The organism is Arthrobacter sp. AL12 (genome assembly GCF_029960645.1).
Taxonomy (GTDB): Bacteria; Actinomycetota; Actinomycetes; order Actinomycetales; family Micrococcaceae; genus Arthrobacter.
Map to the genome: position 1 here is coordinate 122,981 of NZ_JASBQY010000004.1, position 25,344 is coordinate 148,324.

The following is a 25,344-nucleotide window of genomic DNA, read 5'->3' on the forward strand; positions in this document are numbered from 1 at the left end:
CAGAACTGCAAGTCAGGTGGGTGGTTAGGCCCACTCGGCGGAGCGGACCAGGATGCAGCCGGAATCCGGGCAGAACACGACGTCGTCCTCGGCCGCGGCCTTGATTTCGGCCAGGTCACCGGGGCTCAGCTGCATGCCTGATCCCTCGGAGGTTCCGTGGAAGAGGCGGGCCGCACCGACACCGCGCCTGGCCAGCGTCTTCTCGTAGATCGCCAGGAGGCCGGTATCCATCCCCTCGGCGAATTCGGCACGCTTGCCGCGCACCACGGTGGCCTCGGCGGCGATCTCCGCGAGCTGCTCGTCCAGTTCAGTGCGGATCGAGCCGAAGGAGCCCTGGATGTCGTCAACAATCTGCTGCTGGCTGCCCTGGCGCAGGCGGAGCGAATCCAGCCGCTCCAGGACTTCCAGCTCGACGTCCTCGAGGTCGGAGCGGCGCTTGTTCAGGGACACCAGGTCCCGCTGCAGGGCCACGAGGTCTTTGGAGAGGCCGGTGCCGCTGTTGAGCCTCGCCTCGTCGCGTTCAATCCGGGAGGCGACCTGCTCCACGTCGGCCTCGGCGCGCTTGAGCTCAAGTTCGGCGTCGTGGACCGCCACCTTCGCGGCACCGAGTTCGCCGTTGGCCACGCTGAGGGCTGCTTCAAGATCGGTGATCCGGGAGTCGCTTTCAAGGCTTCGGCGGCGGTTGGACAGGGATTTGAGCTTCGCATCAAGTCCCTGCAATTCGAGCAACTTCAACTGTTCCGCCGGTGCTGCCTTGGCCACTATTTACCTCCGCTTGTTCCCTGCCGGCCGGAGCCGGGCACCTATTCGGCGCTCCCTAGACTCTAGCGCCTAGCGTGCTCCCCAGCCTCGCTACGCTCACCCGGGGCCCCTCGCACGCCAGGCTTAGCCCGGAGTCAGAATGAAGTCCCACGGATCGCTGTTGGTGGTGCTGACCCGGATCTCGACGTCGTGCCCCTGGTCGCCCAGCACATTGCCCAGCGCCTCCGCCGCGGCCGGCAGCCACAGCCACTCACTCGCGAAGTGGGAAACATCGATCAGGTACGGCCGGCCATTGACGGCCGACTCCCGGGCTTCGGACGCCGGATGGTGCCGCAGATCCGCGGTCAGGTAGACATCGGCGTTGCTCGCCCGGACCTCCGCGAAGAGCGAATCCCCGGCGCCGCCGCAGACCGCCACCCGGCGGACCAGCCCGTCCCGGTCCCCGGACACGCGCACCCCGCCGGCGACCGCCGGCAGGATGCCGAAGACGCGGGCGGCAAAATCGCCCAGGGTCTGGACCTCCTCAAGGTCACCGACCCGCCCGATGCCTTCTTCGGGCAGCCCGTTCGCGGCCGGAGTCAGCGGGGCCACGTTCTGCAGGCCGAGGGCGTCGGCCAGGACATCCGAGACGCCGCCGACTGCTGAATCACCGTTGGTGTGCACCGTCAGCAGCCCGGTCCCGGACTCAATCAGGCGGTGCACGGCCCGGCCCTTCGCGGTGGTCGCCGCGACCGAGGTGACACCCTTGAGCAGCAGCGGATGATGGGTGATCAGCAGTTCCGCGCCGAACTCGATGGCCTCCTCGATCACCTCAAGGGTGGGATCGACGGCGAAGAGGATCCTATTCACCCCGGCGGAGGGACGGCCGGCCACGAGGCCCACTTCGTCCCAGTCCTCCGCGAGGGATTCGGGCCAGAGCTCCTCGACGGCCAGCAGGATCATGCCCAGGGTGGGCGTCCCGGGCGTTTCCCCGGATCCGCTGCCGGCGGCGCCGTTTCCTTCGGCAGGGCCGGCTGAAACATCGGTGTTTACAGGTTCCATACCCCCATTTTTACCCTATCGGCCGGCCTCCCCCGCAGACGCCGGGAATCATCGGGGCCCTTCAACCATTGAAGAGAGCATGAGAACTTTTGTCCTCGGCGGAGGCTGCTTCTGGTGCCTCGACGCCGTCTACCAGAAAACCAAGGGTGTCAGCGCCGTTATTTCGGGCTACACCGGAGGCCATGACCGCAACCCCGACTACTACGCCGTCTGCTCCGGAACCACCGGCCATGCCGAGGTGGTGGCGGTGACGTTCGATGAGGAGGTCGTCCCCCCGGAAGTCATCCTGGACATGTTCTTCGTCCTCCACGACCCCACCACACTCAACCGCCAGGGCTACGACGTCGGAACGCAGTACCGCTCCTCGATGTTCTATGAGACGACTGAGGAGAAGATCCTCTTCGAGGAAGCGATCGAACGGAACCAGCTGCTCTGGGCCCATCGGATCGTCACCGAGGTCAGCCGGCTGCCGGTGTTCCACCGGGCGGAGGAAATCCACCAGGACTACTACGGCAAGTTCCCGGAGCAGGGCTACTGCCAGGTGATCATCAATCCGAAGCTGGCCAAGGCCAGGAAATATTACTCTGCGTGGCTTAATGCTTAGCTAGGGTCCGCGGGCCCTCGTTAGGCTGACCTCAGTATCACCTCTTCAACAGACAGGCGCAGACACCCATGGCACGGATCTATGACGATGTTACCCAGCTGGTCGGCGGCACCCCGCTGGTCCGGCTCAACCGCCTGGCCGAAGGCCTTGATGCCACCGTGGCCGTCAAGCTGGAGTTCTACAACCCGGCCAACAGCGTCAAGGACCGCATCGGTGTCGCGATCGTCGACGCCGCGGAGAAGTCCGGTGCCCTCAAGCCCGGCGGCACCATCGTCGAAGGCACGTCCGGCAATACCGGCATTGCCCTGGCCATGGTGGGCGCGGCCCGCGGCTACAAGGTCATTCTGACGATGCCGGAGACCATGTCCACCGAACGCCGTGTCATGCTGCGCGCCTACGGTGCCGAGATCGTCCTCACTCCCGGTTCCGAGGGCATGCGGGGCGCCGTGGAAAAGGCCCAGGAGATCGTCGCCCACACGGAGAACTCGATCTGGGCCCAGCAGTTCGCCAACGAGGCCAACCCCGAGGTCCACCGCCAGACCACGGCCGAGGAAATCTGGTCCGACACCGACGGGAAGGTGGACATCTTCGTCGCCGGCGTCGGCACCGGCGGAACCGTCACCGGCGTCGGGCAGGTGCTCAAGGCGCGCAAGCCCGAGGTGCAGATCATCGCCGTCGAGCCGAAGGACTCCGCCATCCTCAACGGCGGCGCACCGGGCCCGCACAAAATCCAGGGCCTTGGCGCGAACTTCGTCCCGGAAATCCTGGACACCAACGTCTATGACGAGGTCATCGACGCCACCCTCGAGGACTCGGTCCGCGTGGCCCGCGAACTCGGCGTCAAGGAAGGCATCCTCGGCGGCATCTCCTCCGGCGCGATCGTGTGGGCCGCACTGGAACTCGCCAAGCGCCCGGAGAACGCCGGTAAACTGATTGTTGCCATCGTCTGCGACTTCGGTGAGCGGTACATTTCCACCGTGCTGTACGACGACATCCGCGGCTAGGTCCCTGTCCCAAGATTTCGTAGAAAGGTCTTTGTGAGCTTTTTCGCAAGACTGAAGGAAGACCTCGATGCCGCCCGGTCACACGACCCGGCGGCTCGAGGTTCTTTCGAGAACTTCTTTGCCTACTCCGGCCTGCACGCGATCTGGTTCCACCGCCTGACGCACCGGCTGTGGCAGAACCCGGTGCTGCGCTTCCCGGCCCGGCTGATCTCCCAGCTGGCCCGGTTCTGCACCGGGATCGAGATCCACCCCGGGGCCACCATCGGCCGCCGCTTCTTCATCGACCACGGCATGGGCGTCGTCATCGGGGAGACCGCCGAAATCGGCGAGGACGTCATGATCTACCACGGTGTGACCCTCGGCGGCCGTTCGCTGGCCAAGGTCAAGCGCCACCCCACCATCGAGGACCGTGTCGTGATCGGCGCCGGCGCCAAGGTCCTGGGCCCCATCACCATCGGCCGGGACAGCGCCATCGGCGCCAACGCCGTGGTGGTCAAGGATGCGCCGGCAGAGTCGATCCTGACGGGCGTGCCGGCCACGTGGCGGCACCGGGACGCCCAGCGGGAGACCAAGCCCGCCGTCGACCCGGCCGAATACCTCATCGACTACCACATTTGACCGGCGCCGGCGGCAGCCGGCATCACCCGGCGGCACCCTACGCGGGGAACCGCTTGTAGATGTTCCAGATGACGACGTCGAAGGCCCGGTCCGGCAGCAGCCGCCGCAGCAGCAGGATAGCCCGGGCGCCCTTGCCCACCGGATAGCGCGTCTTAGGCTTCGCGGACGTCGCGGCGTGGACGATGGCGTCGGCAATGACGTCCGGGGGCGTGGACATGCTGGAGCCGACGGTGGACGCCAGCGCCGCGGCCACCACCTTCGCCTGGTCCATGTAGGGCCCGTGGCCGGAGGTGGCCAGCAGACTGTCCCCGGAGATGGCGCCCCACTCCGAGGCGGTTCCGGACGGCTCGATGATGGACACATCGATGCCGTGCGGCTTAAGCTCAATCCGCAGGGAATCGCTCAGGCCCTCGACGGCGAACTTGGTCGCGTGGTACCAGGCACCCAGCGGCTCGTACATCTGTCCGCCGATCGAGGACACGTTGATGATCCTCCCCCGTCCGGCGGCCCGCATTCCGGGGAGCACCAGCTGGGTCATCCGCGCCAGTCCGAAGAGGTTGACGTCGAACTGCCGGCGCCCTTCGGCCAGCTCCACTTCCTCCAGCGAGCCGTAGGAGCCGTAACCGGCATTGTTGACCAGGACGTCGACCCGGCCGTGGGCGGCAATCACCTGTTCGACGGCGGCGGTCATGGATTCCTCGCTGGTGACGTCCAGCGCCACGACCGTCACCCCGTGGGCCTTGAGGGGCTCCATTTTTTCGACCCGGCGGGCGCCGGCGTAGACGGTGAACCCGCGGGCCGCGAGCTTCCACGCGGTCTCGTAACCGATTCCGGTGGAGGCACCGGTGACAAATGCTACGGGCTGGGTCATCTGCTGCACTCCTGGGACGCTGACGGGAACGGTTGCTGTGACTGGCACTGCGTGGCGGCCGGGACGGATCCCCGGGGAAACACGAACGGCCGGTGCTCCCAGCGTAACGGGGAGCACCGGCCGCCGGCGTCAGCCGCGGACTAGTGGGTGTCCACTGCCTCGACTTCGGCCCGGTCCTCGCCCCAGCGGGTGTGGAACGTGCCTTCGGCGTCGATGCGGCCGTAGGTGTGGGCGCCGAAGAGGTCGCGCTGGCCCTGGATCACGGCGGCCGGCAGGCGCTTGCGGCGCAGGCCGTCGTAGTAGGCCAGCGAGGAGGAGAACACCGGCACCGGGATGCCGAGCTGGACCGCGGTCGAGACCACCCGGCGCCAGGCAGGGAGGACGTCGGCGATCGCCTTGGTGAAGGCCGGGGCGAACAGCAGGTTCGCCGGCTTCTCGGCCGCGGCGTAGGCCTTGGTGATCTCTTTGAGCAGTTCGGCGCGGATGATGCAGCCGCCGCGCCACAGCGAGGCGATCTCGTCCAGCTTCAGGTCCCAGCCGTATTCCTTGGCGGCCGACGTGAGCATGTCCAGCCCCTGCGCGTAGGAGACCAGCTTGGAGGCGTAGAGCGCCTGCCGGACATCCTCGACAAAGCTCTCGGGGACCTCGACGTCGGCCTCGCCGCCGGCGAGCAGCTCCTGGGCCAGCTTGCGCTGCTCCGTCTGGGAGGACAGCGCCCGGGCGAAGACGGATTCGGCGATGCCCGACGTCGGGGAGCCCAGCTCGAGGGCGGAGATGACGGTCCAGCGGCCGGTGCCCTTCTGTCCGGCGGCGTCCACGACGACGTCCACGAACGGCTTGCCGGTCTTCGCGTCCACGTGGCCGAGGACCTCGGCGGAGATTTCGATCAGGAAGGAGGCCAGGTCGCCCTTGTTCCACTCAGCGAAGATCCTGGCCTGCTCGGCCGGTTCGATGCCGGCGCCGGAGCGCAGCAGGTCGAAGGCCTCGCCGATGACCTGCATGTCGGCGTATTCGATGCCGTTGTGGACCATCTTGACGAAGTGGCCGGCGCCGTCGGTGCCGATCCAGGCGCAGCAGGGCTTGCCGTCGACGTGGGCGGCGATCTTTTCCAGCAGCGGACCCAGGGCGTCGTAGGACTCCTTCGAGCCGCCGGGCATGATCGAGGGGCCGTTGAGGGCGCCTTCCTCGCCGCCGGAGACGCCGATGCCGACGAAGTGCAGGTCCTTCTTGGCGAGCGCTGCCTCACGGCGGCGGGTGTCCTCGTAGTGGGAGTTGCCGGCATCGATGATGATGTCGCCCGCTTCCAGGAGCGGCTCGAGCTGTTCGATCACGGAGTCGACCGGCTTGCCGGCCTTGACCATGATCAGCACCCGGCGCGGCTTCTCCAGCGAGTCGACGAGCTCCTGCAGGGTCTCCGTGCGGACAAAGTCGCCGTCGTGGCCGTGCTTCTCCAGCAGGGCGTCGGTCTTTTCGACGGAACGGTTGTGCAGGGCAACAGTGAAGCCGTTCCGGGCCAGGTTGCGGGCGAGGTTGGCCCCCATCACCGCAAGGCCGGTGACACCGATGTGTGCTGACATCAAAACTCCAATTCATTTTTGTGCAACATGTGCAGTTCGTCCCGCGCGTGAGGCGGAACTGTCTTCTTGGGATCAGTGGCTGTCAATAAACCATATGTATTTCCGCCGGTTGCTGGAAAGCAGTGCCCACGTGGCGGAATATGGCGCGTCACAAACAGTCTATGATTTCCCGCCTGCCTGCGCCCGTCCGGGCCGGAACGGGGGCTGGATCCGCGTCCGTCCCACTATGCTTACGACTATGTCAACCAGCCTCCACCACCGCGCGATCGAGCACCTCGGCACCCGCATCGTCGCGGGCGAGCTCCAGCCCGGCCACATCATGCTGGCCGAGCACCTCGAGGACGAACTCAAAGTCTCCCGTTCGGTGGTCCGCGAGGCGGTGCGGGTGCTGCAGTCGCTCGGGCTGGTCGAAACAACCAAGCGGGTGGGTATCCGGGTGCTGCCGGCCAGCCGCTGGAACCCCTTTGACCCTCAGGTGATCCGCTGGCGCCTCGCCGGCGAGGGCCGCGGCGCGCAGCTGCGCTCCCTCGCGGAGCTGCGCACCGCCGTCGAACCCGTGGCCGCCGAACTGGCCGCCACCAACGCCCCGGAGGAGATCCGCCGCGGACTCGTGGAGGTCTCGCACGCGATGCGCGACGCCGGCCAGGCCGGGGACGTGCCGCGGTTCCTGGAGCTGGACATTTACTTCCATTCCCTGCTGCTGACCGGCTCCGGGAACGAGATGTTCGCCAACATGGTGGGCCAGGTGGCGGAGACGCTGACCGGCCGCACGGTGCACGGACTGATGCCGGACCACCCCCGCGACGCGGCGCTGCAGTGGCATGTGGACGTGGCTGAGGCGATCGCCGCCGGAAACCCGGCGGGTGCCCGCGAGGCCTCGGACCGAATCATGCGGGAGACCATTTCGGAGATGGAACCCGAATGGAAGGACCAGCCCCGGGTGTTCGTCCCGGTCCAGCGGCTCTAGCACCCCCCGGCGTCCGGCCAGTCCAACTTCAGGCCAGGCCGTCAAATAGCCGCCAGTTACGCCATCGAATAGGCATTTCCCCAGCTCAGACTCGCCGCGGCGTGTTTCACATTTGCTAATATTCACGGTATATTCGTAGACAAGCCTTCCACCGCGGCATCCCCCAATAGTCGCGGTGGAAGGCTTTTCCAATGCCCCGGCACCTGCGCCCCCGACGCGGGGATGTGCTGGGTTTTTGCCGCCTCTATGCCGCGTCCGCGATCGCCCCCCGGAGCCGCCAGCCGCCGCCCAGGCCATCACGGATGATTTCCATCGTGGTGAGGGCCGAACCCGGGTTACGGCCCAGTCTCGCCTGGACTTGCCAGACCTCGACGTCGACCCGGCTCAGCCCCTTGGGCATCCGCCGCTCCGCCTCCCACCAGCTCACCCGCTCAAACCAGCGCACGGGCTCCGCGCCGACAATCCACTCGCGGCCTGCGCGCACTACCGTGCGGGGCCTGCCATCCGGGCCTGATTTCACCATGACGTGTTCCATGCCCGCAACGGTAGGGCGGGGCTCCGACAATTTCCGCGGCGCTGGGGCGAACCCGCCGCTGACAACGGCCTGCCGGATTCGGTCAGCGCACAAAAAACCCCGTCATGTAGGCTTCTCGGCCTGACATGACGGGGTATTTTCTGGTGGGTCCTACCGGGATCGAACCGATGACATCCACGGTGTAAACGTGGCGCTCTACCAGCTGAGCTAAAGACCCAAACCGCGGTTTCCGCGTTTCCGCGCTTCAACCAACGAACAGCTACTGTACCGGACGAACCCGGCGGAGCGCCAATCGACCGAGCGGTCCCGCGACGGCCCCCAGCGGCTCAGAGCTGTGGGAGCTCGTCGGCGAGCCAGGTGAGGGCTTCACTGACGCCGGCGTCGAGCTTGATCGTGGCAAGCTCGTCCCCGCGGGTCCGGCCCCTGTTGATGATTACCACGGGCTTTCGGTGTTTGGCCGCGTGCCGGGCAAACCGCAGGCCGCTCATCACCGTCAGCGAGGAGCCGGCCACCAGGAGGGCGCCGGCCTCATCCACCATGGCGTAGGCGCGTTCCACCCGGTCTTTGGGCACGTTCTCACCGAAGTAGACGAAATCGGGCTTGAGGGTGCCGCCGCAGGCCGGGCAGTGGGCGACGATAAAACTCTCGATCAGGTCCTCGTCCTCGACCGTGGCGTCGGCATCCGGCGCCATTTCGACCACACCGGCGGCCAGGGCCCGTTCCAGGAAGCCGGGGTTGAGCTCCGTCAGCACCCCCGCCAGCAGCGTCCGGCTGTACCGCCGGTGGCAGGCAAGGCAGACCACCTGGTCGAAACGGCCGTGCAGGTCCACCACGTTAACGCTGCCCGCGTCCTCGTGCAGCCGGTCCACGTTCTGGGTGATGAGTCCGGTCAGCAGCCCGCGGTGTTCCAGCCGGGCGACGGCGGCGTGGCCGTCGTTGGGATCGGCGCGGCGCAGGTGGGACCAGCCGATGTGGTTGCGGGCCCAGTAGCGGCGGCGGTTCTCCGGCTCGCCGATGAATTCCTGGTATGTCATGGGGGCCCGGGGCGCGGCGCCCGGTCCGCGGTAGTCGGGGATGCCGGAGTCAGTGCTCAGGCCGGCGCCGGTAAGCAGCGCGAACCGCTGCCCCGCCAGCATGCCGTGGATCTCCCGCAGGACCTCGAGTTCGTCGCGGGCAGGTTCCGCGGCGGGGACCGGGGGCAGGCTGGCAAAGCCAGTCATGCCGATCCCGGGCCGCCGCGTCCTCACCGCGTCAGTTCCCTGCGAGTCCCGCCAGGGCTGCGCGGTAGCCGGCGAACTCCCTGGCCTGGCCGCGGGGGTTTACCACCACGTAACGCACGATGCCGCTCGCGTCGATGATGAAGGTGCCGCGCTTTGCCATCCCGCTTCCGGGATCGAACACCCCGTACTGGCCGGCAACGGCCCCGTGCGGCCAGAAGTCGGCCAGCAGGTCGAAGGCGTAGCCTTCCTTCTCCGCGTAGGCCCGCTGGGCGAACTTACTGTCCACTGAGATACCCAGCACGACGGCGTCGGCGTCCTCGAACAGCGCCAGGTTGTCCCGGATTTCACACAGCTCCCCCGTACAGATGCCGGAGAAAGCGAACGGGAAGAACACGAGGACGACGTTGCGCCCCCGGAGTCCGGAGAGCCTGACGGGTTCGCCGTACTGGTTCACCAGCTCAAAGTCCGGGGCGGCCTCGCCGACGACGGGCACGGCGCACGGGGCGACTGCCTGGTCCGCGATCACGCGAACCGTTGCGGCTTGGGTCACTTGTTCTTCCGTGTGACCCGGGTTGCGCTCCAGTCCTTGGAGACGCCCGCAGAGGTGGTGTAGTGCAGGCCAGCGGTGGGTGCGGCGTCCTGGATGTCGGCGGGCGAGACGTAGCCCACCCGGCCGGACTTGGGGGTCAGCACCCAGATGACGCCGCCCTCGGCCAGCGTGGTCAGCGAGTCGACCAAGGTGTCCACGAGGTCACCGTCGCCGGAACGCCACCACAGAATAACGGCGTCGACTACCTCGTGGTCGTCCTCGTCGAAGAGTTCCGAACCGGTGAGATCTTCGATGTCGTCGCGCAGATCGAAGTCGACATCATCGTCATAACCGAATTCCTGGATTAGGTCCCCGGTTTTGAAACCCAGTTTCTCCGCCACATTTACCGAAGTGGCGGCGTCGGCCTCGCTCACGTGTTGCTCCTATGCTTGGTGTTTTCAATAGCTCTAGTGATTTCCATTACTCCAAGCCAACACCCTTTACGCCTGCGCTTCAAGCTGTTGGCCCCGCGATCCGCCATATTCTGCGTCACACGCGGCGATCCGAGCACCGCCGGGCGGCACATCGTCACACAACCAGTATGCCGGTCAAATACGACAGGGCCCCCACGCGACAGCTACGCATCCCCGAGCGGTCAGAGCTAGAGTGGCTGATGACGACTACGCCCGCGAGGGCGAACGCCCCGCTGACGCAGGCGGGCATAGTTGTGATTGGACCTTGCCCGGCGCACATGACCGGGCAGTTGTAACCGATACGTCGCACACGTCGTGTTCACGCCAGGCAGTTACCCTGCCGGAGCTGAGGGCGCCGATGAATGCGCTCAAAGAGAGGTTGGACGTGGCTGCAGGAGAAGAGACCTCCCATATCCTCAGCGGGTTGACTAACCAGCTGCCTGATCGTGATCCGGAAGAGACCGCCGAGTGGCTGGAGTCCCTGGATACGCTGATTCAGGAACAGGGCACCGAGCGTGCCCAGTACATAATGCGCAGCCTGCTCCAGCGGGCCGGCGCGCAGTCCGTGGGTGTTCCGATGGTCACGACCACGGACTACGTCAACACGATCCCGGTGGACCAGGAAGCGGAGTTCCCCGGGGACGAGGAGATCGAGCGGAAGTACCGGGCGTGGCTGCGGTGGAATGCCGCGGTCATGGTGCACCGGGCGCAGCGGGCCGATATCGGCGTCGGCGGGCACATCTCAACCTATGCCGGGGCCGCGACCCTGTACGAGGTCGGGTTCAACCACTTCTTCCGCGGCAAGGACCACCCCGGCGGCGGGGACCAGGTCTTCTTCCAGGGCCACGCCTCCCCCGGCATGTACGCCCGGGCCTTCATGGAGGGCCGTTTGACCGAGGAGGACCTGGACGGGTTCCGGCAGGAGAAGTCCAAGGAAGGACATGCCCTCTCCTCCTACCCGCACCCGCGGCTGATGCCGGAGTTCTGGGAGTTCCCCACGGTCTCGATGGGCATCGGGCCGATGAACGCGATCTACCAGGCCCAGTCGAACCGGTACCTGCAGAACCGCGGGATCAAGGACACCAGTGACCAGCAGGTCTGGGCGTTCCTGGGCGACGGGGAAATGGACGAGCCCGAGTCCCGCGGCCTGCTCCAGCTCGCCGCGAACGACAAGCTGGACAACCTGAACTTCGTGATCAACTGCAACCTCCAGCGCCTCGACGGGCCGGTGCGCGGCAACGGGAAGATCATGCAGGAACTCGAGGCGTTCTTCCGCGGCGCGGGCTGGAACGTCATCAAGGTCGTCTGGGGCCGGGAATGGGATGACCTGCTGGCCAAGGACGAGGACGGCTCGCTTGTGAAGATCATGAACGAGACCGTCGACGGGGACTACCAGACCTACAAGGCCGAGTCCGGCGCGTTCGTCCGCGAGCACTTCTTCGGGCAGACCCCGCAGACCAAGGAAATGGTCCAGGACCTCACGGACGACCAGATCTGGAACCTCAAGCGCGGCGGCCACGACTACAACAAGGTCTACGCCGCGTACAAGGCCGCGACCGAGTTCAAGGGCAAACCCACCGTCATCCTGGCCCACACGGTCAAGGGCTACGGCCTGGGCACCCACTTCGAGGGCCGCAACGCCACGCACCAGATGAAGAAGCTCACCCTCGCGGACCTGAAGGCCTTCCGCGACCACCTGCGCATCCCCATCACCGACGACCAGCTCGAAACGGACCTCTACCGGCCCCCGTACTACCACCCCGGCATGGACTCCCCCGAGATCCAGTACCTCATGGAACGCCGCCGAGCCCTCGGCGGCTTCGTCCCCGAACGCCGCTCCAAGCACACCGACGTCACCCTCCCGGACGACAAGGTCTACGAGGTCGCGAACCGCGGGTCCGGCAAGCAGCTGGCGGCCACCACCATGGCCTTCGTCCGCCTGCTCAAGGACCTCATGCGGGACAAGGAATTCGGGCAGCGGATCGTTCCGATCATCCCGGACGAGGCCCGCACCTTCGGCATGGACGCGTTCTTCCCGACGGCGAAGATCTACAACCCCAACGGCCAGAACTACCTGTCCGTGGACCGCGAGCTCGTTCTGGCCTACAAGGAGTCCATCTCCGGCCAGATCGTGCACGCCGGCATCAACGAGGCCGGTTCGGTCGCGGCGTTCACCGCCGCGGGCACGTCCTACTCCACGCACGGCGAACCGCTGATCCCGATCTACGTCTTCTACTCGATGTTCGGCTTCCAGCGCACGGGAGATTCCTTCTGGGCCGCCGCGGACCAGATGACCCGCGGGTTCATCATCGGCGCCACCGCCGGCCGCACCACCCTGACCGGCGAGGGCCTGCAGCACGCCGACGGGCACTCGCCCATCCTGGCCGCCACCAACCCGGCCGTCGTCACCTACGACCCGGCCTACGGCTATGAGATCGGCGTCATCATGCGCGACGGCCTCAACCGCATGTATGGTCCTGGCCTGGCGGACAACGACCCGTCGCGGAACGTGATGTACTACATCACGGTCTACAACGAGCCGATCTCCCAGCCGCCGGCACCGGCGGAGCTGGACGTCGAGGGCATCATCAAGGGCATCTACCTGCTGGCGCCGGCCAAGATTGACGGCCCGCGCACGCAGATCCTTGCCTCCGGGGTGTCCGTCCCCTGGGCCCTCGAGGCCCAGCGGGTCCTCGCCGAGGACTGGGGCGTCTCCGCCGACGTCTGGTCCGTGACGTCCTGGACCGAGCTGCGCCGCGACGCCATGGCCGCCGAGGAAGAGGCCTTCCTCAACCCCGGGCAGCCGGCCCGTGTCCCGTTCGTCACCGAACAGCTCGCCGGCGCGACCGGTCCGATTGTGGCCGTCACCGACTACATGAAGGCCGTCCCGGACCAGATCCGCCAGTTCCTGCCGAACGAGTTCGCCTCGCTCGGTGCTGACGGCTTCGGCTTCTCCGACACCCGCGCCGCAGCGCGCCGCTTCTTCAAGAACGACATCCACTCCGTGGTTGTCCGTTCGCTGCAGATGCTGGCCCGCCGCGGCGAGGTCGATGCCCAGGCTCCGGCCCAGGCGATCGAGAAGTACCGCCTGCACAACGTGAACGCCGGCACCACCGGTAATGCCGGCGGCGACTCCTAGCGTCACCGAAGCGACTGCGACGGCGGTCCCCACCGAAAGGCGGGGGCCGCCGTCGGCGGTTAATCCCCGCGACCGCTCCGGCGCCGGACGCCGGTCAGCCCGCAGGGCCGCAGTCCGCTCCGGCGCCGTGATCCAGCACTGTGATCCAGCACAACGTGCGTTGTAGCCTTTGCACAAATGGAGCTTGGGCGACAGGCCCCGTATGCTCGGTGCATGGCCGAGCCGATCACCACTCCCGCAAAACGCAAGCCCTCCTCGAGGGCCATGCCTCCGGAAAAGGTTGAGACGCTCAAGAAGCTACGGGCCAGCGTCGGCCAGCTCTCTACGACGACGCTGCGCCAGCTTGAGAAGTCCCTGCCGTGGTACAGCCGGCTGAACTCCGACGAGCGCTCGGCCCTGGGCATGGTGGCCCAGAACGGCATCGCCGCCTTCGTCACCTGGTACGAGCGCCCCAGCTCGCCGTCGTGGATCCTGTCCGACGTTTTCGGCACGGCCCCGACCGAGCTCACCCGCTCCATCAGCCTGCAGAAAGCCCTCCAGCTGATCCGGATCGTCGTGGAAGTGGTGGAGGACCAGGTTCCCGTGATAGCGCCGGAGGCGGACCAGGGCGCGCTGCGCGAGGCCGTACTGCGGTACTCCCGGGAGGTGGCCTTCGCTGCCGCCGACGTCTACGCCCGCGCTGCCGAAACCCGCGGTTCTTGGGACACCCGGCTGGAGGCGCTCATTGTGGACGCCATCCTGCGTGGCGAAAACACCGATGCCCTGAGGTCCCGGATTGCCGCCCTGGGGTGGAAGGCGCAGGAGCGGTTCACCGTAATGGTCGGCAATTCGCCGTCGGAACCGAACGCCAGCTACGTCAGCGAGCTGCGCCGCACGGCCGGGCGGTTCGCCGAAGACGCCCTCGTCGGGATCCAGGGCGACCGGCTCATCCTGATCCTCGGCGGGCTCCACGACCGTGAGAGCGCCTACCTGAAGCTTGCCGAGCTCTTCGCACCGGGCCCGGTGGTCTACGGCGCCGAAGCGGGTTCCCTGCCGGAGGCCAGCGGCTCCGCCCAGTCCGCATTCGCCGGGCTGACCGCCGCCCGAGCCTGGCCCGCGGCACCGCGCCCCGTCGCGGCCGATGACCTCCTGCCGGAGCGGGTGATCTCCGGTGACGATGCCGCCCGGCGCTGCCTCGTCAAGAACATCTACCGGCCCCTGCTCGCGGCCTCCAACGGCCTGGTGGAGACCCTCGGCACCTACCTCGAACTGGGCCATTCGCTCGAGGCTACGGCCCGGGAACTCTTCGTCCACGCCAACACCGTGCGCTACCGGCTCAAGCGCGTCTGTGACGTCACGGGCTGGGATCCGCTGTTGCCGCGGGAGGCCTTTGTGCTCCAGACGGCCCTCGTCGTCGGACGGCTTGCGGCACCGCCGAAGCCCGCCACGGAACGGCAGCCGTCGCGGAATAGCCCCTGAGAAGTTGTAGACTTCCTACAAAGTGACCCTGTGAGCTTGGTGCATGAATGCACCGATAATCTCGCCGTAGTTTGGAAAGCTGGATACGTGCTTGCAATCGTCTGCCCTGGACAGGGCTCCCAGACCCCTGGTTTCCTCGCCCCCTGGCTGGAACTGCCTCCCGTCGCAGGCCATCTGGCCTCCCTCAGCGAAATTGCAGGTATCGACCTCGCCGCCCACGGAACCACCTCCGATGAGGAGACCATCAAGGACACTGCGGTTGCGCAGCCGCTGATCGTGGCGGCCGGACTGGTGGCCGCGTCATCCCTGTTCGATGTCGAACTCGGCACCCTGCCGGTCATCCTCGCAGGCCACTCCGTCGGCGAAATCACGGCCTCCGCCCTGGCCGGTGTCCTGACGGAAACCGAAGCCATGACCTTCGTCCGCGAACGCGCCAACAGCATGGCGGCCGCCGCCGCGGCCACTCCGACCGGCATGAGCGCCGTGGTCGGCGGCGACCCGGCCGAAGTCCTGGCCGCGATCGAGGCCTGCGGTGCCACGGCAGCCAACGTCAACGGTGCCGGCCAGACCGTCGCGGCCGGGACCCTGGACCAGCTCAAGGCCCTCGCGGAGAACCCCCCTGCCAAAGCGCGGGTCATCCCGCTGAAGGTCGCCGGCGCGTTCCACACCCGGCACATGTCCCCCGCCGTCGCGGCGTTGCAGGCCCTCCGGCCCACACTGCACCCGCGGAACCCGCAGGTCCCCCTGCTCTCCAATTTCGACGGCGCGGCAGTCACCGATGGCGCCGCCGCCGTCGAGAGCCTGATCGCCCAGGTCTCCCGCCCGGTCCGCTGGGACCTCTGCATGGAAACGCTGGTGAAACGCGGCGTGACCGGCGTGATTGAACTGGCTCCGGCCGGGACGCTTGCCGGACTCGCCAAACGCGGCATGCCGGGTGTAAAGACCGTGACCGTCAAGACCCCGGATGACCTGTCCGCCGCCCTGGCCCTATTCGCAGAACTGGAAGGACAGGCATGAGCGTGCCCACGTTGAAGCAGGCCCCCCTGCACGAGAACACCCGCATCATGGGGATCGGCGCTTACCGGCCCACCGTGATCGTCACCAACGATGACGTCTGCCAGTGGATCGACTCCTCCGACGAATGGATCCGCCAGCGCACCGGCATCATCACCCGCCACCGCGCCCCCGCGGACATCAGCGTGATCGACATGGCCGAGGGCGCCGCCCGCGAGGCCCTGCAGAAGGCCGGCATCGAGGCCTCCCAGCTCGGCGCCGTCATCGTCTCCACCGTGACGCATCCCTACGCCACGCCATCCGCCGCCGCGAGCCTCGCCGACCGCCTCGGCGCGACGCCGGCGCCGGCGTTTGACATCTCCGCCGCGTGCGCCGGGTACTGCTACGGCATCGCCCAGGCCGACGCGCTGGTCCGCTCCGGCGCGGCCGACTACGTCCTGGTGGTCGGTGCGGAGAAGCTCTCGGACGTCATCGATAACACCGAGCGCACCATCTCCTTCCTTCTCGGCGACGGCGCCGGTGCCGTCGTGATCGGCCCCTCCGACACTCCGGGCATCGGCCCGTCGGTGTGGGGCTCGGACGGCAGCAAATGGAACGCGATCGGCATGACCGGCTCCATGCTGGACCTCCGCGAGCTCGCCACGGCGGGCAGGCAGCGCGGTGCCCTCAGCGCGGAAGAAGCCGCCGTCACCGACGCCGCGCTCTGGCCGACACTGCGCCAGGACGGCCAGACGGTGTTCCGCTGGGCGGTCTGGGAGATGGCCAAGGTGGCCCAGCAGGCGCTGGACGCCGCCGGTATCAGCGCCGATGACCTCGCGGCCTTCATCCCGCACCAGGCGAACATGCGGATCATCGACGATATGGCCAAGAAGCTGAAACTCCCGGAGTCCGTCATCATTGCGCGGGACATCGCCGACGCCGGCAACACCTCCGCAGCGTCCATCCCCCTAGCCACCCACCGCCTGCTGCAGGAAAACCCGCAGCTCAGCGGCGGGCTTGCACTGCAGATCGGCTTTGGTGCCGGACTGGTTTTCGGTGCCCAAGTGATCGTGCTTCCTTAGGCGCCCCTGTCTTCCCCGTCTTTCCCCCAGCTTCAAACCCCACAGCAAACCGAACCCTCGGTTTGAACCATTTCCGCCCGAAGCTGCCGGCACCCCGGCAACCCACGGCAATAACAAGAAAAGGAGCCATCATGGCTAGCAACGAAGAGATCCTGGCCGGCCTGGCTGAAATCGTCAACGAAGAGACCGGTCTGGCCACCGAGGCCGTCGAAATGGACAAGTCCTTTACCGAGGACCTGGACATCGACTCCATCTCGATGATGACGATCGTCGTCAACGCCGAAGAGAAGTTCGGCGTGCGCATCCCGGACGAAGAGGTCAAGAACCTCAAGACCGTTGGCGACGCCGTCAGCTTCATCTCCAACGCACAGGCCTAATACCGGCCCCGGCCGGTCCGGGGGCGCAACTGCACCCCCGGACCGCGCCATTGCAACACCATCCAGTGCAACACCATCCAGTGCAACACCATCCAGTGCAACACCCCAGAGTTTTTCAAACGCAGGCCCCGGCAACCTTTCCCAAGTCCCGGATACGGCTGGCGCACCGACAGAGAGTGATCCCATGGCACGCAAAGTAGTCATTACCGGTCTGGGTGCCACCACACCCATCGGCGGCGATGTCCCCACAATGTGGAAGAACGCGCTGAAGGGCGTCTCCGGAGCGCATACGCTCGAGGACGACTGGGTGGCCAAGTACGAGCTGCCCGTCCACTTTGCCGCCCGCGCGTCCAACGCCGCGACCGAGGTCCTGAGCCGGGTCGAGGCCAAGCGGATGGACCCGTCCACGCAGTTCGCCGTGGTCGCCTCCCGCGAGGCGTGGGCCGACGCCGGCATCACCGAGGTCGACCACGACCGCCTGGCCGTGGCTTTCGCCACCGGCATCGGCGGCGTCTGGACCCTCCTGGACGCCTGGGACACCCTGCGCGAAAAGGGCCCCCGCCGCGTCCTGCCCATGACCGTGCCCATGCTGATGCCCAACGGCCCGGCTGCCGCGGTCAGCCTTGACCTGGGCGCCCGCGCCGGCGCCCACACCCCCGTCTCCGCCTGCGCGTCCGGCACCGAAGCCGTTCACATGGGCCTGGAGCTGATCCGCTCCGGCAAGGCCGACGTCGTCGTCTGCGGCGGCGCCGAAGCCGCCATCCACCCGATGCCGATCGCCGCGTTCGCCTCCATGCAGGCGCTCTCGCGCCGCAACGACGATCCCGAGCACGCCTCGCGCCCCTACGACCTTGGCCGCGACGGCTTCGTCATGGGCGAAGGCGCAGGCGCCCTGGTGCTGGAGGCCGAGGAGCACGCCCTCGCCCGCGGCGCACGGATCTACGCCGAACTGGCCGGCACCTCGGTCACCGCCGACGCGTACCACATCACCGCCCCGGACCCCCAAGGCCTCGGCGCCACCCGGGCGCTGAAGGCTGCCATGTTCGACGGCCGGATCCAGCCGGAGGATGTGGTGCACGTCAACGCGCACGCCACCTCCACTCCGGTCGGCGACAAACCCGAGTACGCGGCCCTGAAGGCTGCCCTGGGCAAGCAGCTGGACAGCGTCGCTGTCTCGGCCACCAAGTCGCAAATGGGCCACCTGCTGGGCGCCTCCGGTGCGGTCGAAGCCGTGCTGACCGTCATGGCCATCTACGACCGCAAGGCGCCGGTGACCATCAACTTGGAGAACCAGGATCCGGAGATCCCGCTCGACGTCGTCACGACGGCCCGTGACCTGCCGTCCGGCAGCATCGCGGCCCTTAGCAACTCCTTCGGCTTCGGCGGCCACAACGCCGTCATCGCGGTGCGGAGCATCTAGCTCCAACTGCCCGCACGCCGGGTTGACAGATGGCGGCCATGTTCCTGGTGAACATTGCCGCCATCTATCGTTTGGCGTTGCTATGGAGTGTGCTTGCGGCAGGACCTGAGGGCCCAGTCGACCTGGAGTGTTCTGGCAGACCTGTTGTGCTAGCCGACCTGATGGAGCCAGCGCACCGGCGCGCCTTCTGCGGCGTGCCGGAAGGGCTCGAGTTCCTCGTCCCACGCCTCGCCGAGGGCCAGGGAGAGCTCATGGTAGACCGCTGACGGGTCACCGGCGCCGGATTCGTAGGCGTAGCGGATGCGGTCCTCGGAGACCATGATGTTGCCGTGCACGTCCGTGACCGCGTGGAAAATGCCCAGCTCCGGCGTGTGCGACCAGCGGCCACCGTCCACGCCCTGGCTGGGCTCTTCCGTGACCTCGTAGCGCAGGTGCGCCCAGCCCCGGAGGGCAGACGCCAATTGAGCCCCCGTGCCCGGGTTCCCGGTCCACGACAGCTCGGCCCGGAACATTCCGGGCGCAGCAGGCTGAGCAGTCCACTCAAGGTCCGTCCGCTTGTCCACAACAGAACCTATGGCCCACTCAACGTGGGGGCACAGGGCAGTTGGGGCCGAGTGAACAAACAACACACCGCGGGTCAGTGCAACAGACATTCCATCCTCCATAGCTGTAGGTACGTCTTCCCCAACGACCTCTGCCTGGATGTCTGTCTGTTGCGCGGGTCCGCCGTGAGAGGGGTGGTCCTAGCCAGACTATTAAGCTATTGCCCGGTTCCTCGGAGGAACTTGATGCTCATGAGCTTCAAGCGACACTTGAAAGTCGCCGGGCGTGAGTCCCATTCTGCCGTACGCCTCCGCATTACGCCAGTGTAATTCGGCGCGTCTGCCCCGGCGCGCCGCGCGGCGTGACGTATGGGCCGCTTCCGGCGACAGGCCCGGCGTGTGCCGGCGGGCTCAGGCCCGGGGATGGGCCTGCTGGTAGCTCTGCCGGAGCCTCTCGACGGAGACGTGGGTGTAGATCTGGGTGGTGGCCAGACTGCTGTGGCCCAGGATTTCCTGCACGGCACGGAGGTCGGCCCCGCCGTCGAGCAGGTGGGTGGCCGCGGAGTGCCGGAGGGCGTGGGGACCGGTGGCGGCGGTGTCCCCCAGGGCTTCCAACAGATCGTGGACGACGCTGCGGACCTGCCGCTGGTCAACGCGTTTGCCACGGGCACCGAGGAAGAGTGCCGGGCCGGAGGTGTCCCTGGCGAGGGCGGGCCGGCCCCGGCGAAGCCAGTCGTCCACGGCGAGCGCCGCGGGCAGCCCGTAGGGCACCGTGCGTTCCTTGTTGCCCTTGCCAAGCACCCGCAGGGTCCTGCGGTCAGGGTCGAGGTCGTCGATGTCGAGGCCAGCCAGTTCCCCGACGCGGATGCCGGTGGCGTACAGCAGTTCCAACATGGCGCGGTCCCGCAGCGGCAGGGCACCGCCCTCGGCGGCCGCGGATTCCGCGCCTTCGACGAGCCGGAGGACCTGCTGCTGGTGCAGCACGCCCGGCAGCGACTTCTCCCGCTTGGGCGCCTTCAGGCGCAGGGCGGGGTCCGTGTTGATCAGTTCCTCGCGGATGGCCCAGGCGGTGAAGGCCCTGGCCGTGGCGGCGCGGCGCGCCAGCGTGGCGCGGGACATCCCGGCTTCGCTCTGCGCGCCGAGCCAGCGCCGCAGGGTGCCGAGTTCCAGCCCGGCGAGGTCGTCCACCCCTTCGGAGGCCGCATACTCCAGGAGGCTTCCGACGTCGGAGAGGTAGGCGCGCACCGTGTGGACCGAACGTCCGCGTTCCGCCTCCAGGTAGCGGCCGAAACCGTGGGCGGCCGCGGCCAGTGCGGCGGGGATCTGCGGTGTGGACACCCCCTTACTCTCGCAGGAATCGCCCGGTGATCAAGGAGCCCGACGGCGCGCCGCGCGCCGGTGCCGGACGGGACCTGCCGCCGCGCGACGCCACCGGTCGCCGGCGGCCGCTCAGCCCGGAGTGCCGGACCGCTTCCAGCCCCCGCGGTGCGACTCGGCCAGGCCCAGCAGCCCGAGCCTGCCCAGGCCGGCGCGGACCGAATCCGCGGACAGGCCCGCGACGGCGGTGAGCTTTTCGACCGAGGTGGTGGCCCGCAGCGGCAGGGCATCCAGCAGGATGAGGTCCTCCAGGGTCAGCCCATCCTGGACTGCCGCCCGGCCGGTTTTCACCTCGGGAAGCGATTCGCCGCTGGGCGAGGCGAGTTCCGCGATCTCCCCGGCGTCGGTGACGCACACCGCCCCTCCCTCCCGGAGCAGCCGGTGGCAGCCAGCGGAGTTGGCGCTATGCACGGACCCAGGCACGGCGCTGACGGCGCGGCCCAGCATTTCCGCATGGTGCGCTGTGTTCAGCGCGCCCGATCTCCACCGGGCCTCCACGACGACCGTGACGGACGCCAGCGCAGCGATGAGCCGGTTGCGCTGCAGGAACCGGTACCGCGTCGGCGCGGAACCCGGCGGAACCTCGGCCAGGACCGCGCCCTGGTTCGCGACGGTCCTCAGCAACTCCTCATTGCCGGAGGGGTAGAAACGGTCAACTCCCCCGGCCATCACGGCAATGGTGGGCATGCTACCCGACGAGCCTCCGGCGAGGGCTGCCCGGTGCGCGTGCGCATCGATCCCGTAGGCGCCGCCCGAGATGATCGTCAATCCCCGTTGCGCCAGCGAATATGCGAGGTCGCCGGTGACGGAGGCGCCATAGGAGGTGCTGTCCCTGGAGCCGACCAGCGCAATGGATCTGGCAGGGGCAGGCAGCTCCTGTTCGATGCCGCGCCACCACAGGCAGATCGGTTCCTGGAGCCCGAGGTCCGCCAGCTGGCGGGGCCATAGTTCGTCCGAAGGGATGATCAGCCGCCCGCCAAGCCGCTGCATGGTGGCGAGGTCCCGTGCGGGTGCCAGATCAGGGACCCGCGGCGCCCAGCGCTGCCGGGCTGTGGCCAGGCCCGTCCAGCCGCTGCCTGAGCTGTTCTCGTCCAACAGCTGGAAGACCTCCCGTTCCAGCGCCGCTCCGGCAGCCAGCTGACCGGTGGCGATCTTCAGCGCGTCCTCCGCCCCGGCGATTTGGACGAGCGCGAGACCGGTAGCATCCTGCGGCTCAAACAGCCGGGACAACGCTGCCCGGGCTGTCCGTTCGCTCTCTGTCATGGTGTGGTCCTTTCGCACGCTGGTGGCCAGTGATGGCACCGCACTGTCGCGGCGGCGCCGGCGGAACGTTCTGCTAGGCGGCGGCTGCGGCCTGCCGAAGACTGAGGGCCAGCCCGACATCGTCCGGCTCCGGGACGTCCCGCAGGGCCAGGTCGGCCAGGGTCCATGCCAGGCGCAGCACGCGGTCGTAGCCGCGGGCTGTCAGCACGCCGCGTTCCATGGCGTGGTCCAGGATCCGGGTGGTGGGCGCGCCCAGCCGCAGGGCGCCCCGGAGGACGCGCCCCGGGACCTGGGCGTTGGTTTCCATGCCGAAGCGGAGCAGCCGTTTGAGCTGCCGTTGCCGGGCGGCATGGACGCGGGCCGCAATGGTAGCGGTGTCCTCCTCGGCCCCGGGTACTCCAAAGTCGGCCAGCGACACCCGCTCCACCTGCAATTGGATGTCGACCCTGTCCAGCAGCGGCCCGGACAGGCGGGCCAGATACCGCCGGCGCATGGTCGGGGTGCAGACGCAGTCGACGCCCTTACCGGTGGCCTTGCCGCAGGGGCACGGGTTGGCCGCGAGCACGAGCTGGAAGCGGGCAGGGTACGCCGCCGTTCCTGCGGCCCGGTGCAGCACGAGCTCCCCGCTCTCCAGCGGCTGCCGGAGCGCATCCAGGACCCGGCGCTCGTATTCCGGGGCCTCGTCAAAACTATTGACGGCACTCCCCGGAAGGCTCATAATCATGCGCGGAACTGAATATATGCAAAGACCCCGATTCGCCATCTACACCAGGATCAGCCGCGACCGCGTAGGCGCTGGCTTGGGTGTGGAGCGGCAGCAGCAGGATTGCCAAGCTCTTATCGCTCAGCTCGGTGGTCACATCGTTGGCAGCTACTCCGACAATGACATCAGCGCTTATTCAGGCAAGCACCGTCCAGGCTACGAGGCGCTTCTTCAAGCCATTAAGGACGGCCTTGTGGATGCAGTCGCCGTTTGGCACCAAGATCGTCTGCTCCGCCGCACGATTGATCTCGAGAATTACATCGCGGTCTGTCAGCCACTCGAAGTAGCCACTCACACTGTCAAGGCCGGCCGACTTGATCTCACGACGCCCGCTGGTCGGGCAGTCGCTAAAACACTCGCCGCCTGGGCGTCGTATGAAGTCGAGACTTCAACTGATCGAGTAAAGGCCGCGAAGCTCCAGGCTGCGAAAGCAGGCAAGTCATCTGGAGGTAACCGCGCCTACGGTTGGCTCCAGAACGGCGTCGACCAGCACCCAGATGAAGCGCCGGTTGTCTGCGAGATCGTGAAGCGGTTCATCTCGGGCGATTCGTGGAACAGCATCGCCTTAGATCTAAACAAGCGCCGTATCCCTACAGCCAAGGGAAAGATGTGGACTGCTATCAACGTCAGCAACGTTGCGCAGCTTCCACGTCACTATGGCGTTCGCTCTCACAATGGTCAGGAATACAAGGCGGCCTGGGCGCCGCTCTTGAGCCAAGACACACGGGATGAACTCCTACTCGTCATCAAACGAGGTCAGACGATCCACGGACGGCGCACACACGCACGCAAACATCTGCTGACCGGCTTTGTCTTCTGCGGCATCTGCGGCAACAAGATGAACATCATCAACGCACAGCAGCGCGACGGTAGCTACTCCCCTGCGTTCTCCTGCCGCAAAAAGGACCATCGTGGCCAGGAAGTCGGTTGCGGCAAAGTGAAGCGGAAGAAGGACCCTGTGGAGGATCTGCTGATCGACTGCATCATGTACCGGCTTGATACTCCTGATCTTGCTCGGATGATAGCCAATCAAGGGACCGACACAGCTGAGCTCAAGGCGCGTATGCGCGACTACGACACGCAGAGCTTGCGCCTCCAAGAAATCCTGAGTCTTTACTCCACCAACGAGATGACCTTTGACGAATACAAGACGGCCAAAGTTGCCGCTACAGCACGCCTGGAAGCCCTGGGACGCGAGCTGGAACAGAAGTCGCCTCGCAACTCCATGGGACTGATTCCTGCAGATCAAAGCGTCCGTGAAGCGTGGGACTATGGCGATCTTCATTGGAGGCGGCAGCTGGTAGATGTTCTCGTTGAGAAGGTTCTCATTTACCCGAAGCGGCCCGGCGATGGCAAGGCTCGCTACAAGCAATGGATATTCAACCCTGAGCGAATCGAGATCGCCTGGAAGAACTAGCCTTCCTGTCCGTCTCTAACGTTCATTTCGAGATTGAACGCTCGGTCAAAGATCCGTGTAGAAGCGTCTTCAAATTGCCTGGTCGTCTCCTCGTCTACCTGACGGGTGCTCCACTCCATACCCTTTCGCAGCGCTTCAGCTTCTAGCGGTTTGCCCTCGGCCAATAGCTCCAAAAGTTTGTCGGTAAATCCCGCCAGCCTGCTGACGACCATTTCAAGGTCGCCGACCCTCTGCTGCAGATATTGCAGGTGAGCGGGCGACGCCGGCTCACGCGCCACCTCCCGGTCCTTGATTTTCATCATCAGAGCCGCAAGCTTCGCCGCCCCATCCTGCTCATGCCGGACCAGAGTTCGGTAGCTGATGTCCCTCTTCGTTAGCAAGTCGTTGCGACGCTCCGTCAGCGTGGCATGGGCGGCGTAGGAACCAAGCGCCCAGAGCATCGCCTCTTTATGAGGACCATCAACCAGGAGGTCCAAGCTCCTTTCAAGCAGCGTGACGAACAGATCCTCGTCATCGAGTCCAAAAGCCTGCAACGTTGCGTCAGGTACGCCGATCTGAGAGGGATGCTGCAGAAAAGCCGGTCCCTGACAAAGAGATCGAATGGCTTCAGTTCTGGCGTCATCCGCCGAGTCACCGTCAACCTTGTCCAGCTGTTTCAAAGTCATGCCTCCTACTTGCAGGATGTCATCTATTGACATGTAGATGACATGTCGCCTAGTGTCATCTTATCAGCCGGCAGCTTGGTAACTAAATAGAGAAGGTCGAAATGGAAGACAGGCAAAAGTCTCCAACTGAACTGGCCGCTTACAACGCGGGCAGGGAACTGTTTAGACGCTTGGAACAGCAACAAGAGCCCAAGCAGGAAGAAGCCCCGACCGTCGCGTACGTACTCCCCATAGGCGGCAAGCAAAGCAAAGCAAGCCTCAACTAGAGAAAGCAGCTGATCACCATGAACACTCCCCTGGAAAACCTAATCGCCATCACCGTACTGTTCGGCCCTATCCTCCTCGTCGTAGCTTTCATTATTTGGTACAACGTCACCGGACGAGGAGTCGCCCGACTCCACCGCAAGCGGGAACAAGAGGTTGAGACCCAGACGCGACTGGGAGTGGCAGATGAGGCGGTCATCCAGCGAGTCGCGGACAAGATCATTTCCGAAAGAACGTAAGCCAAGATGCGAAAGGTCTGGGAAGTCCTAGCACTCTTCATTGTGGTGATTGTCATCGTCAGCGTTGTCAACGATGCTATCCAACCGTTCCTCCCTATTATCGGCATTATCGTCAGCGCAATGATTGTCATTACAGTTGCGGTA

At 66.4% G+C, this 25,344-nt stretch carries 24 protein-coding genes, 1 tRNA gene and 1 pseudogene; 12 read left to right on the forward strand and 14 right to left on the reverse strand.

Annotated features, from left to right (window positions below; genetic code table 11):
* Positions 1 to 24: 24 nt before the first annotated feature.
* Both QK291_RS06605 and QK291_RS06610 read right to left on the reverse strand, forming a co-directional pair.
* Positions 25 to 762, reverse strand: a complete 738-nt coding sequence (locus QK291_RS06605) for a C4-type zinc ribbon domain-containing protein (RefSeq protein WP_282380230.1) — start codon at positions 760 to 762, stop codon at positions 25 to 27.
* 123 nt (positions 763 to 885) lie between these two features.
* A complete protein-coding gene (locus QK291_RS06610) occupies positions 886 to 1,803 on the reverse strand; it encodes a Nif3-like dinuclear metal center hexameric protein (protein WP_282380232.1) in 918 nt (305 codons plus the stop codon).
* A 79-nt stretch (positions 1,804 to 1,882) separates the two neighbouring features.
* On the opposite strand from QK291_RS06610, the gene msrA reads away from it, so the two are divergent.
* The 3 genes from msrA (at position 1,883) to epsC (ending at position 4,029) form a co-directional block, all read left to right on the forward strand.
* Positions 1,883 to 2,407 carry a peptide-methionine (S)-S-oxide reductase MsrA gene (msrA, locus tag QK291_RS06615; RefSeq protein WP_282380234.1) on the forward strand — a complete coding sequence of 175 codons (525 nt, stop codon included), beginning with the start codon at positions 1,883 to 1,885 and terminating at the stop codon, positions 2,405 to 2,407.
* Between the two features lie 68 nt (positions 2,408 to 2,475).
* Entirely contained in the window at positions 2,476 to 3,411 is a 936-nt protein-coding gene (gene cysK, locus QK291_RS06620; RefSeq protein WP_282380236.1) for a cysteine synthase A, read from the forward strand.
* A 33-nt stretch (positions 3,412 to 3,444) separates the two neighbouring features.
* The gene (epsC, locus tag QK291_RS06625) at positions 3,445 to 4,029 is read left to right on the forward strand and encodes a serine O-acetyltransferase EpsC (protein ID WP_282380237.1); all 585 of its coding nucleotides are present in this window, start codon (positions 3,445 to 3,447) and stop codon (positions 4,027 to 4,029) included.
* Between the two features lie 37 nt (positions 4,030 to 4,066).
* On the opposite strand, the gene QK291_RS06630 is transcribed toward epsC, so the two are convergent.
* Complete coding sequence (locus QK291_RS06630) at positions 4,067 to 4,900, reverse strand: oxidoreductase (protein ID WP_282380238.1); 834 nt, start codon at positions 4,898 to 4,900, stop codon at positions 4,067 to 4,069.
* A 140-nt stretch (positions 4,901 to 5,040) separates the two neighbouring features.
* Positions 5,041 to 6,477, reverse strand: coding sequence for an NADP-dependent phosphogluconate dehydrogenase (gene gndA, locus QK291_RS06635; RefSeq protein ID WP_282380239.1), 1,437 nt, complete (start codon positions 6,475 to 6,477; stop codon positions 5,041 to 5,043).
* Positions 6,478 to 6,715: 238 nt separating this feature from the next.
* On the opposite strand from gndA, the gene QK291_RS06640 reads away from it, so the two are divergent.
* Positions 6,716 to 7,444, forward strand: coding sequence for a FadR/GntR family transcriptional regulator (locus tag QK291_RS06640; RefSeq protein ID WP_282380241.1), 729 nt, complete (start codon positions 6,716 to 6,718; stop codon positions 7,442 to 7,444).
* Positions 7,445 to 7,688: 244 nt separating this feature from the next.
* On the opposite strand, the gene QK291_RS06645 is transcribed toward QK291_RS06640, so the two are convergent.
* From QK291_RS06645 to QK291_RS06665, 5 genes are all read right to left on the reverse strand, one after another.
* Complete coding sequence (locus QK291_RS06645; RefSeq protein WP_282380243.1) at positions 7,689 to 7,979, reverse strand: hypothetical protein; 291 nt, start codon at positions 7,977 to 7,979, stop codon at positions 7,689 to 7,691.
* A 141-nt stretch (positions 7,980 to 8,120) separates the two neighbouring features.
* Positions 8,121 to 8,196: transfer RNA gene (locus QK291_RS06650), tRNA-Val, on the reverse strand.
* A gap of 109 nt (positions 8,197 to 8,305) precedes the next feature.
* On the reverse strand, positions 8,306 to 9,226 hold the full coding sequence (locus tag QK291_RS06655) for an NAD-dependent protein deacetylase (protein WP_282380245.1): 921 nt from the start codon (positions 9,224 to 9,226) through the stop codon (positions 8,306 to 8,308).
* Between the two features lie 4 nt (positions 9,227 to 9,230).
* Positions 9,231 to 9,725: a peroxiredoxin gene (locus QK291_RS06660; RefSeq protein WP_282380490.1), complete on the reverse strand. Its 495-nt coding sequence runs from the start codon at positions 9,723 to 9,725 to the stop codon at positions 9,231 to 9,233.
* 20 nt (positions 9,726 to 9,745) lie between these two features.
* On the reverse strand, positions 9,746 to 10,162 hold the full coding sequence (locus tag QK291_RS06665) for a DUF3052 domain-containing protein (protein ID WP_226761795.1): 417 nt from the start codon (positions 10,160 to 10,162) through the stop codon (positions 9,746 to 9,748).
* 397 nt (positions 10,163 to 10,559) lie between these two features.
* On the opposite strand from QK291_RS06665, the gene aceE reads away from it, so the two are divergent.
* From aceE to fabF, 6 genes are all read left to right on the forward strand, one after another.
* Positions 10,560 to 13,340 (forward strand): pyruvate dehydrogenase (acetyl-transferring), homodimeric type, encoded by a 2,781-nt coding sequence (aceE, locus tag QK291_RS06670; RefSeq protein ID WP_282380249.1) that lies wholly within the window; start codon positions 10,560 to 10,562, stop codon positions 13,338 to 13,340.
* 213 nt (positions 13,341 to 13,553) lie between these two features.
* On the forward strand, positions 13,554 to 14,798 hold the full coding sequence (locus tag QK291_RS06675) for a helix-turn-helix domain-containing protein (protein WP_282380250.1): 1,245 nt from the start codon (positions 13,554 to 13,556) through the stop codon (positions 14,796 to 14,798).
* Between the two features lie 87 nt (positions 14,799 to 14,885).
* Positions 14,886 to 15,815, forward strand: coding sequence for an ACP S-malonyltransferase (locus QK291_RS06680; protein WP_282380252.1), 930 nt, complete (start codon positions 14,886 to 14,888; stop codon positions 15,813 to 15,815).
* Positions 15,812 to 16,873 carry a beta-ketoacyl-ACP synthase III gene (locus QK291_RS06685; protein WP_282380253.1) on the forward strand — a complete coding sequence of 354 codons (1,062 nt, stop codon included), beginning with the start codon at positions 15,812 to 15,814 and terminating at the stop codon, positions 16,871 to 16,873. The genes QK291_RS06680 and QK291_RS06685 overlap by 4 nt, the downstream gene beginning before the upstream one ends.
* A gap of 131 nt (positions 16,874 to 17,004) precedes the next feature.
* On the forward strand, positions 17,005 to 17,250 hold the full coding sequence (locus QK291_RS06690) for an acyl carrier protein (protein ID WP_079554778.1): 246 nt from the start codon (positions 17,005 to 17,007) through the stop codon (positions 17,248 to 17,250).
* Positions 17,251 to 17,434: 184 nt separating this feature from the next.
* Positions 17,435 to 18,670 carry a beta-ketoacyl-ACP synthase II gene (gene fabF, locus QK291_RS06695; protein ID WP_282380261.1) on the forward strand — a complete coding sequence of 412 codons (1,236 nt, stop codon included), beginning with the start codon at positions 17,435 to 17,437 and terminating at the stop codon, positions 18,668 to 18,670.
* Between the two features lie 149 nt (positions 18,671 to 18,819).
* On the opposite strand, the gene QK291_RS06700 is transcribed toward fabF, so the two are convergent.
* From QK291_RS06700 to QK291_RS06715, 4 genes and pseudogenes are all read right to left on the reverse strand, one after another.
* Positions 18,820 to 19,323: a DUF3145 domain-containing protein gene (locus QK291_RS06700; protein ID WP_056426723.1), complete on the reverse strand. Its 504-nt coding sequence runs from the start codon at positions 19,321 to 19,323 to the stop codon at positions 18,820 to 18,822.
* Between the two features lie 300 nt (positions 19,324 to 19,623).
* The gene (locus QK291_RS06705) at positions 19,624 to 20,550 is read right to left on the reverse strand and encodes a tyrosine recombinase XerC (protein WP_282380262.1); all 927 of its coding nucleotides are present in this window, start codon (positions 20,548 to 20,550) and stop codon (positions 19,624 to 19,626) included.
* Between the two features lie 111 nt (positions 20,551 to 20,661).
* Positions 20,662 to 21,852, reverse strand: a complete 1,191-nt coding sequence (dprA, locus tag QK291_RS06710) for a DNA-processing protein DprA (protein WP_282380264.1) — start codon at positions 21,850 to 21,852, stop codon at positions 20,662 to 20,664.
* Positions 21,853 to 21,925: 73 nt separating this feature from the next.
* Positions 21,926 to 22,537, reverse strand: a pseudogene (locus tag QK291_RS06715) (ATP-binding protein); the annotation flags it as partial.
* Between the two features lie 37 nt (positions 22,538 to 22,574).
* On the opposite strand from QK291_RS06715, the gene QK291_RS06720 reads away from it, so the two are divergent.
* Positions 22,575 to 24,032 carry a recombinase family protein gene (locus QK291_RS06720; RefSeq protein ID WP_282380266.1) on the forward strand — a complete coding sequence of 486 codons (1,458 nt, stop codon included), beginning with the start codon at positions 22,575 to 22,577 and terminating at the stop codon, positions 24,030 to 24,032.
* Here QK291_RS06720 and QK291_RS06725 read toward each other — a convergent pair.
* Positions 24,029 to 24,697 carry a hypothetical protein gene (locus tag QK291_RS06725; RefSeq protein ID WP_282380267.1) on the reverse strand — a complete coding sequence of 223 codons (669 nt, stop codon included), beginning with the start codon at positions 24,695 to 24,697 and terminating at the stop codon, positions 24,029 to 24,031. The genes QK291_RS06720 and QK291_RS06725 overlap by 4 nt on opposite strands.
* A 284-nt stretch (positions 24,698 to 24,981) precedes the next feature.
* On the opposite strand from QK291_RS06725, the gene QK291_RS06730 reads away from it, so the two are divergent.
* Positions 24,982 to 25,200 (forward strand): hypothetical protein, encoded by a 219-nt coding sequence (locus QK291_RS06730; protein WP_282380269.1) that lies wholly within the window; start codon positions 24,982 to 24,984, stop codon positions 25,198 to 25,200.
* Positions 25,201 to 25,344: the final 144 nt, after the last annotated feature.

Excerpts from the sequence above, each read along its gene's own strand:
- QK291_RS06610 (WP_282380232.1), bottom strand. The coding sequence starts at position 1,803 with ATGGAACCTGTAAACACCGATGTTTCAGCCGGCCCTGCCGAAGGAAAC.
- msrA (WP_282380234.1), top strand. The coding sequence starts at position 1,883 with ATGAGAACTTTTGTCCTCGGCGGAGGCTGCTTCTGGTGCCTCGACGCC.
- cysK (WP_282380236.1), top strand. The coding sequence starts at position 2,476 with ATGGCACGGATCTATGACGATGTTACCCAGCTGGTCGGCGGCACCCCG.
- QK291_RS06630 (WP_282380238.1), bottom strand. The coding sequence starts at position 4,900 with ATGACCCAGCCCGTAGCATTTGTCACCGGTGCCTCCACCGGAATCGGT.
- gndA (WP_282380239.1), bottom strand. The coding sequence starts at position 6,477 with ATGTCAGCACACATCGGTGTCACCGGCCTTGCGGTGATGGGGGCCAAC.
- QK291_RS06640 (WP_282380241.1), top strand. The coding sequence starts at position 6,716 with ATGTCAACCAGCCTCCACCACCGCGCGATCGAGCACCTCGGCACCCGC.
- QK291_RS06645 (WP_282380243.1), bottom strand. The coding sequence starts at position 7,979 with ATGGAACACGTCATGGTGAAATCAGGCCCGGATGGCAGGCCCCGCACG.
- aceE (WP_282380249.1), top strand. The coding sequence starts at position 10,560 with ATGAATGCGCTCAAAGAGAGGTTGGACGTGGCTGCAGGAGAAGAGACC.
- QK291_RS06675 (WP_282380250.1), top strand. The coding sequence starts at position 13,554 with ATGGCCGAGCCGATCACCACTCCCGCAAAACGCAAGCCCTCCTCGAGG.
- QK291_RS06685 (WP_282380253.1), top strand. The coding sequence starts at position 15,812 with ATGAGCGTGCCCACGTTGAAGCAGGCCCCCCTGCACGAGAACACCCGC.
- QK291_RS06690 (WP_079554778.1), top strand. The coding sequence starts at position 17,005 with ATGGCTAGCAACGAAGAGATCCTGGCCGGCCTGGCTGAAATCGTCAAC.
- fabF (WP_282380261.1), top strand. The coding sequence starts at position 17,435 with ATGGCACGCAAAGTAGTCATTACCGGTCTGGGTGCCACCACACCCATC.
- QK291_RS06700 (WP_056426723.1), bottom strand. The coding sequence starts at position 19,323 with ATGTCTGTTGCACTGACCCGCGGTGTGTTGTTTGTTCACTCGGCCCCA.
- dprA (WP_282380264.1), bottom strand. The coding sequence starts at position 21,852 with ATGACAGAGAGCGAACGGACAGCCCGGGCAGCGTTGTCCCGGCTGTTT.
- QK291_RS06720 (WP_282380266.1), top strand. The coding sequence starts at position 22,575 with ATGCGCGGAACTGAATATATGCAAAGACCCCGATTCGCCATCTACACC.
- QK291_RS06725 (WP_282380267.1), bottom strand. The coding sequence starts at position 24,697 with ATGACTTTGAAACAGCTGGACAAGGTTGACGGTGACTCGGCGGATGAC.
- QK291_RS06730 (WP_282380269.1), top strand. The coding sequence starts at position 24,982 with ATGAACACTCCCCTGGAAAACCTAATCGCCATCACCGTACTGTTCGGC.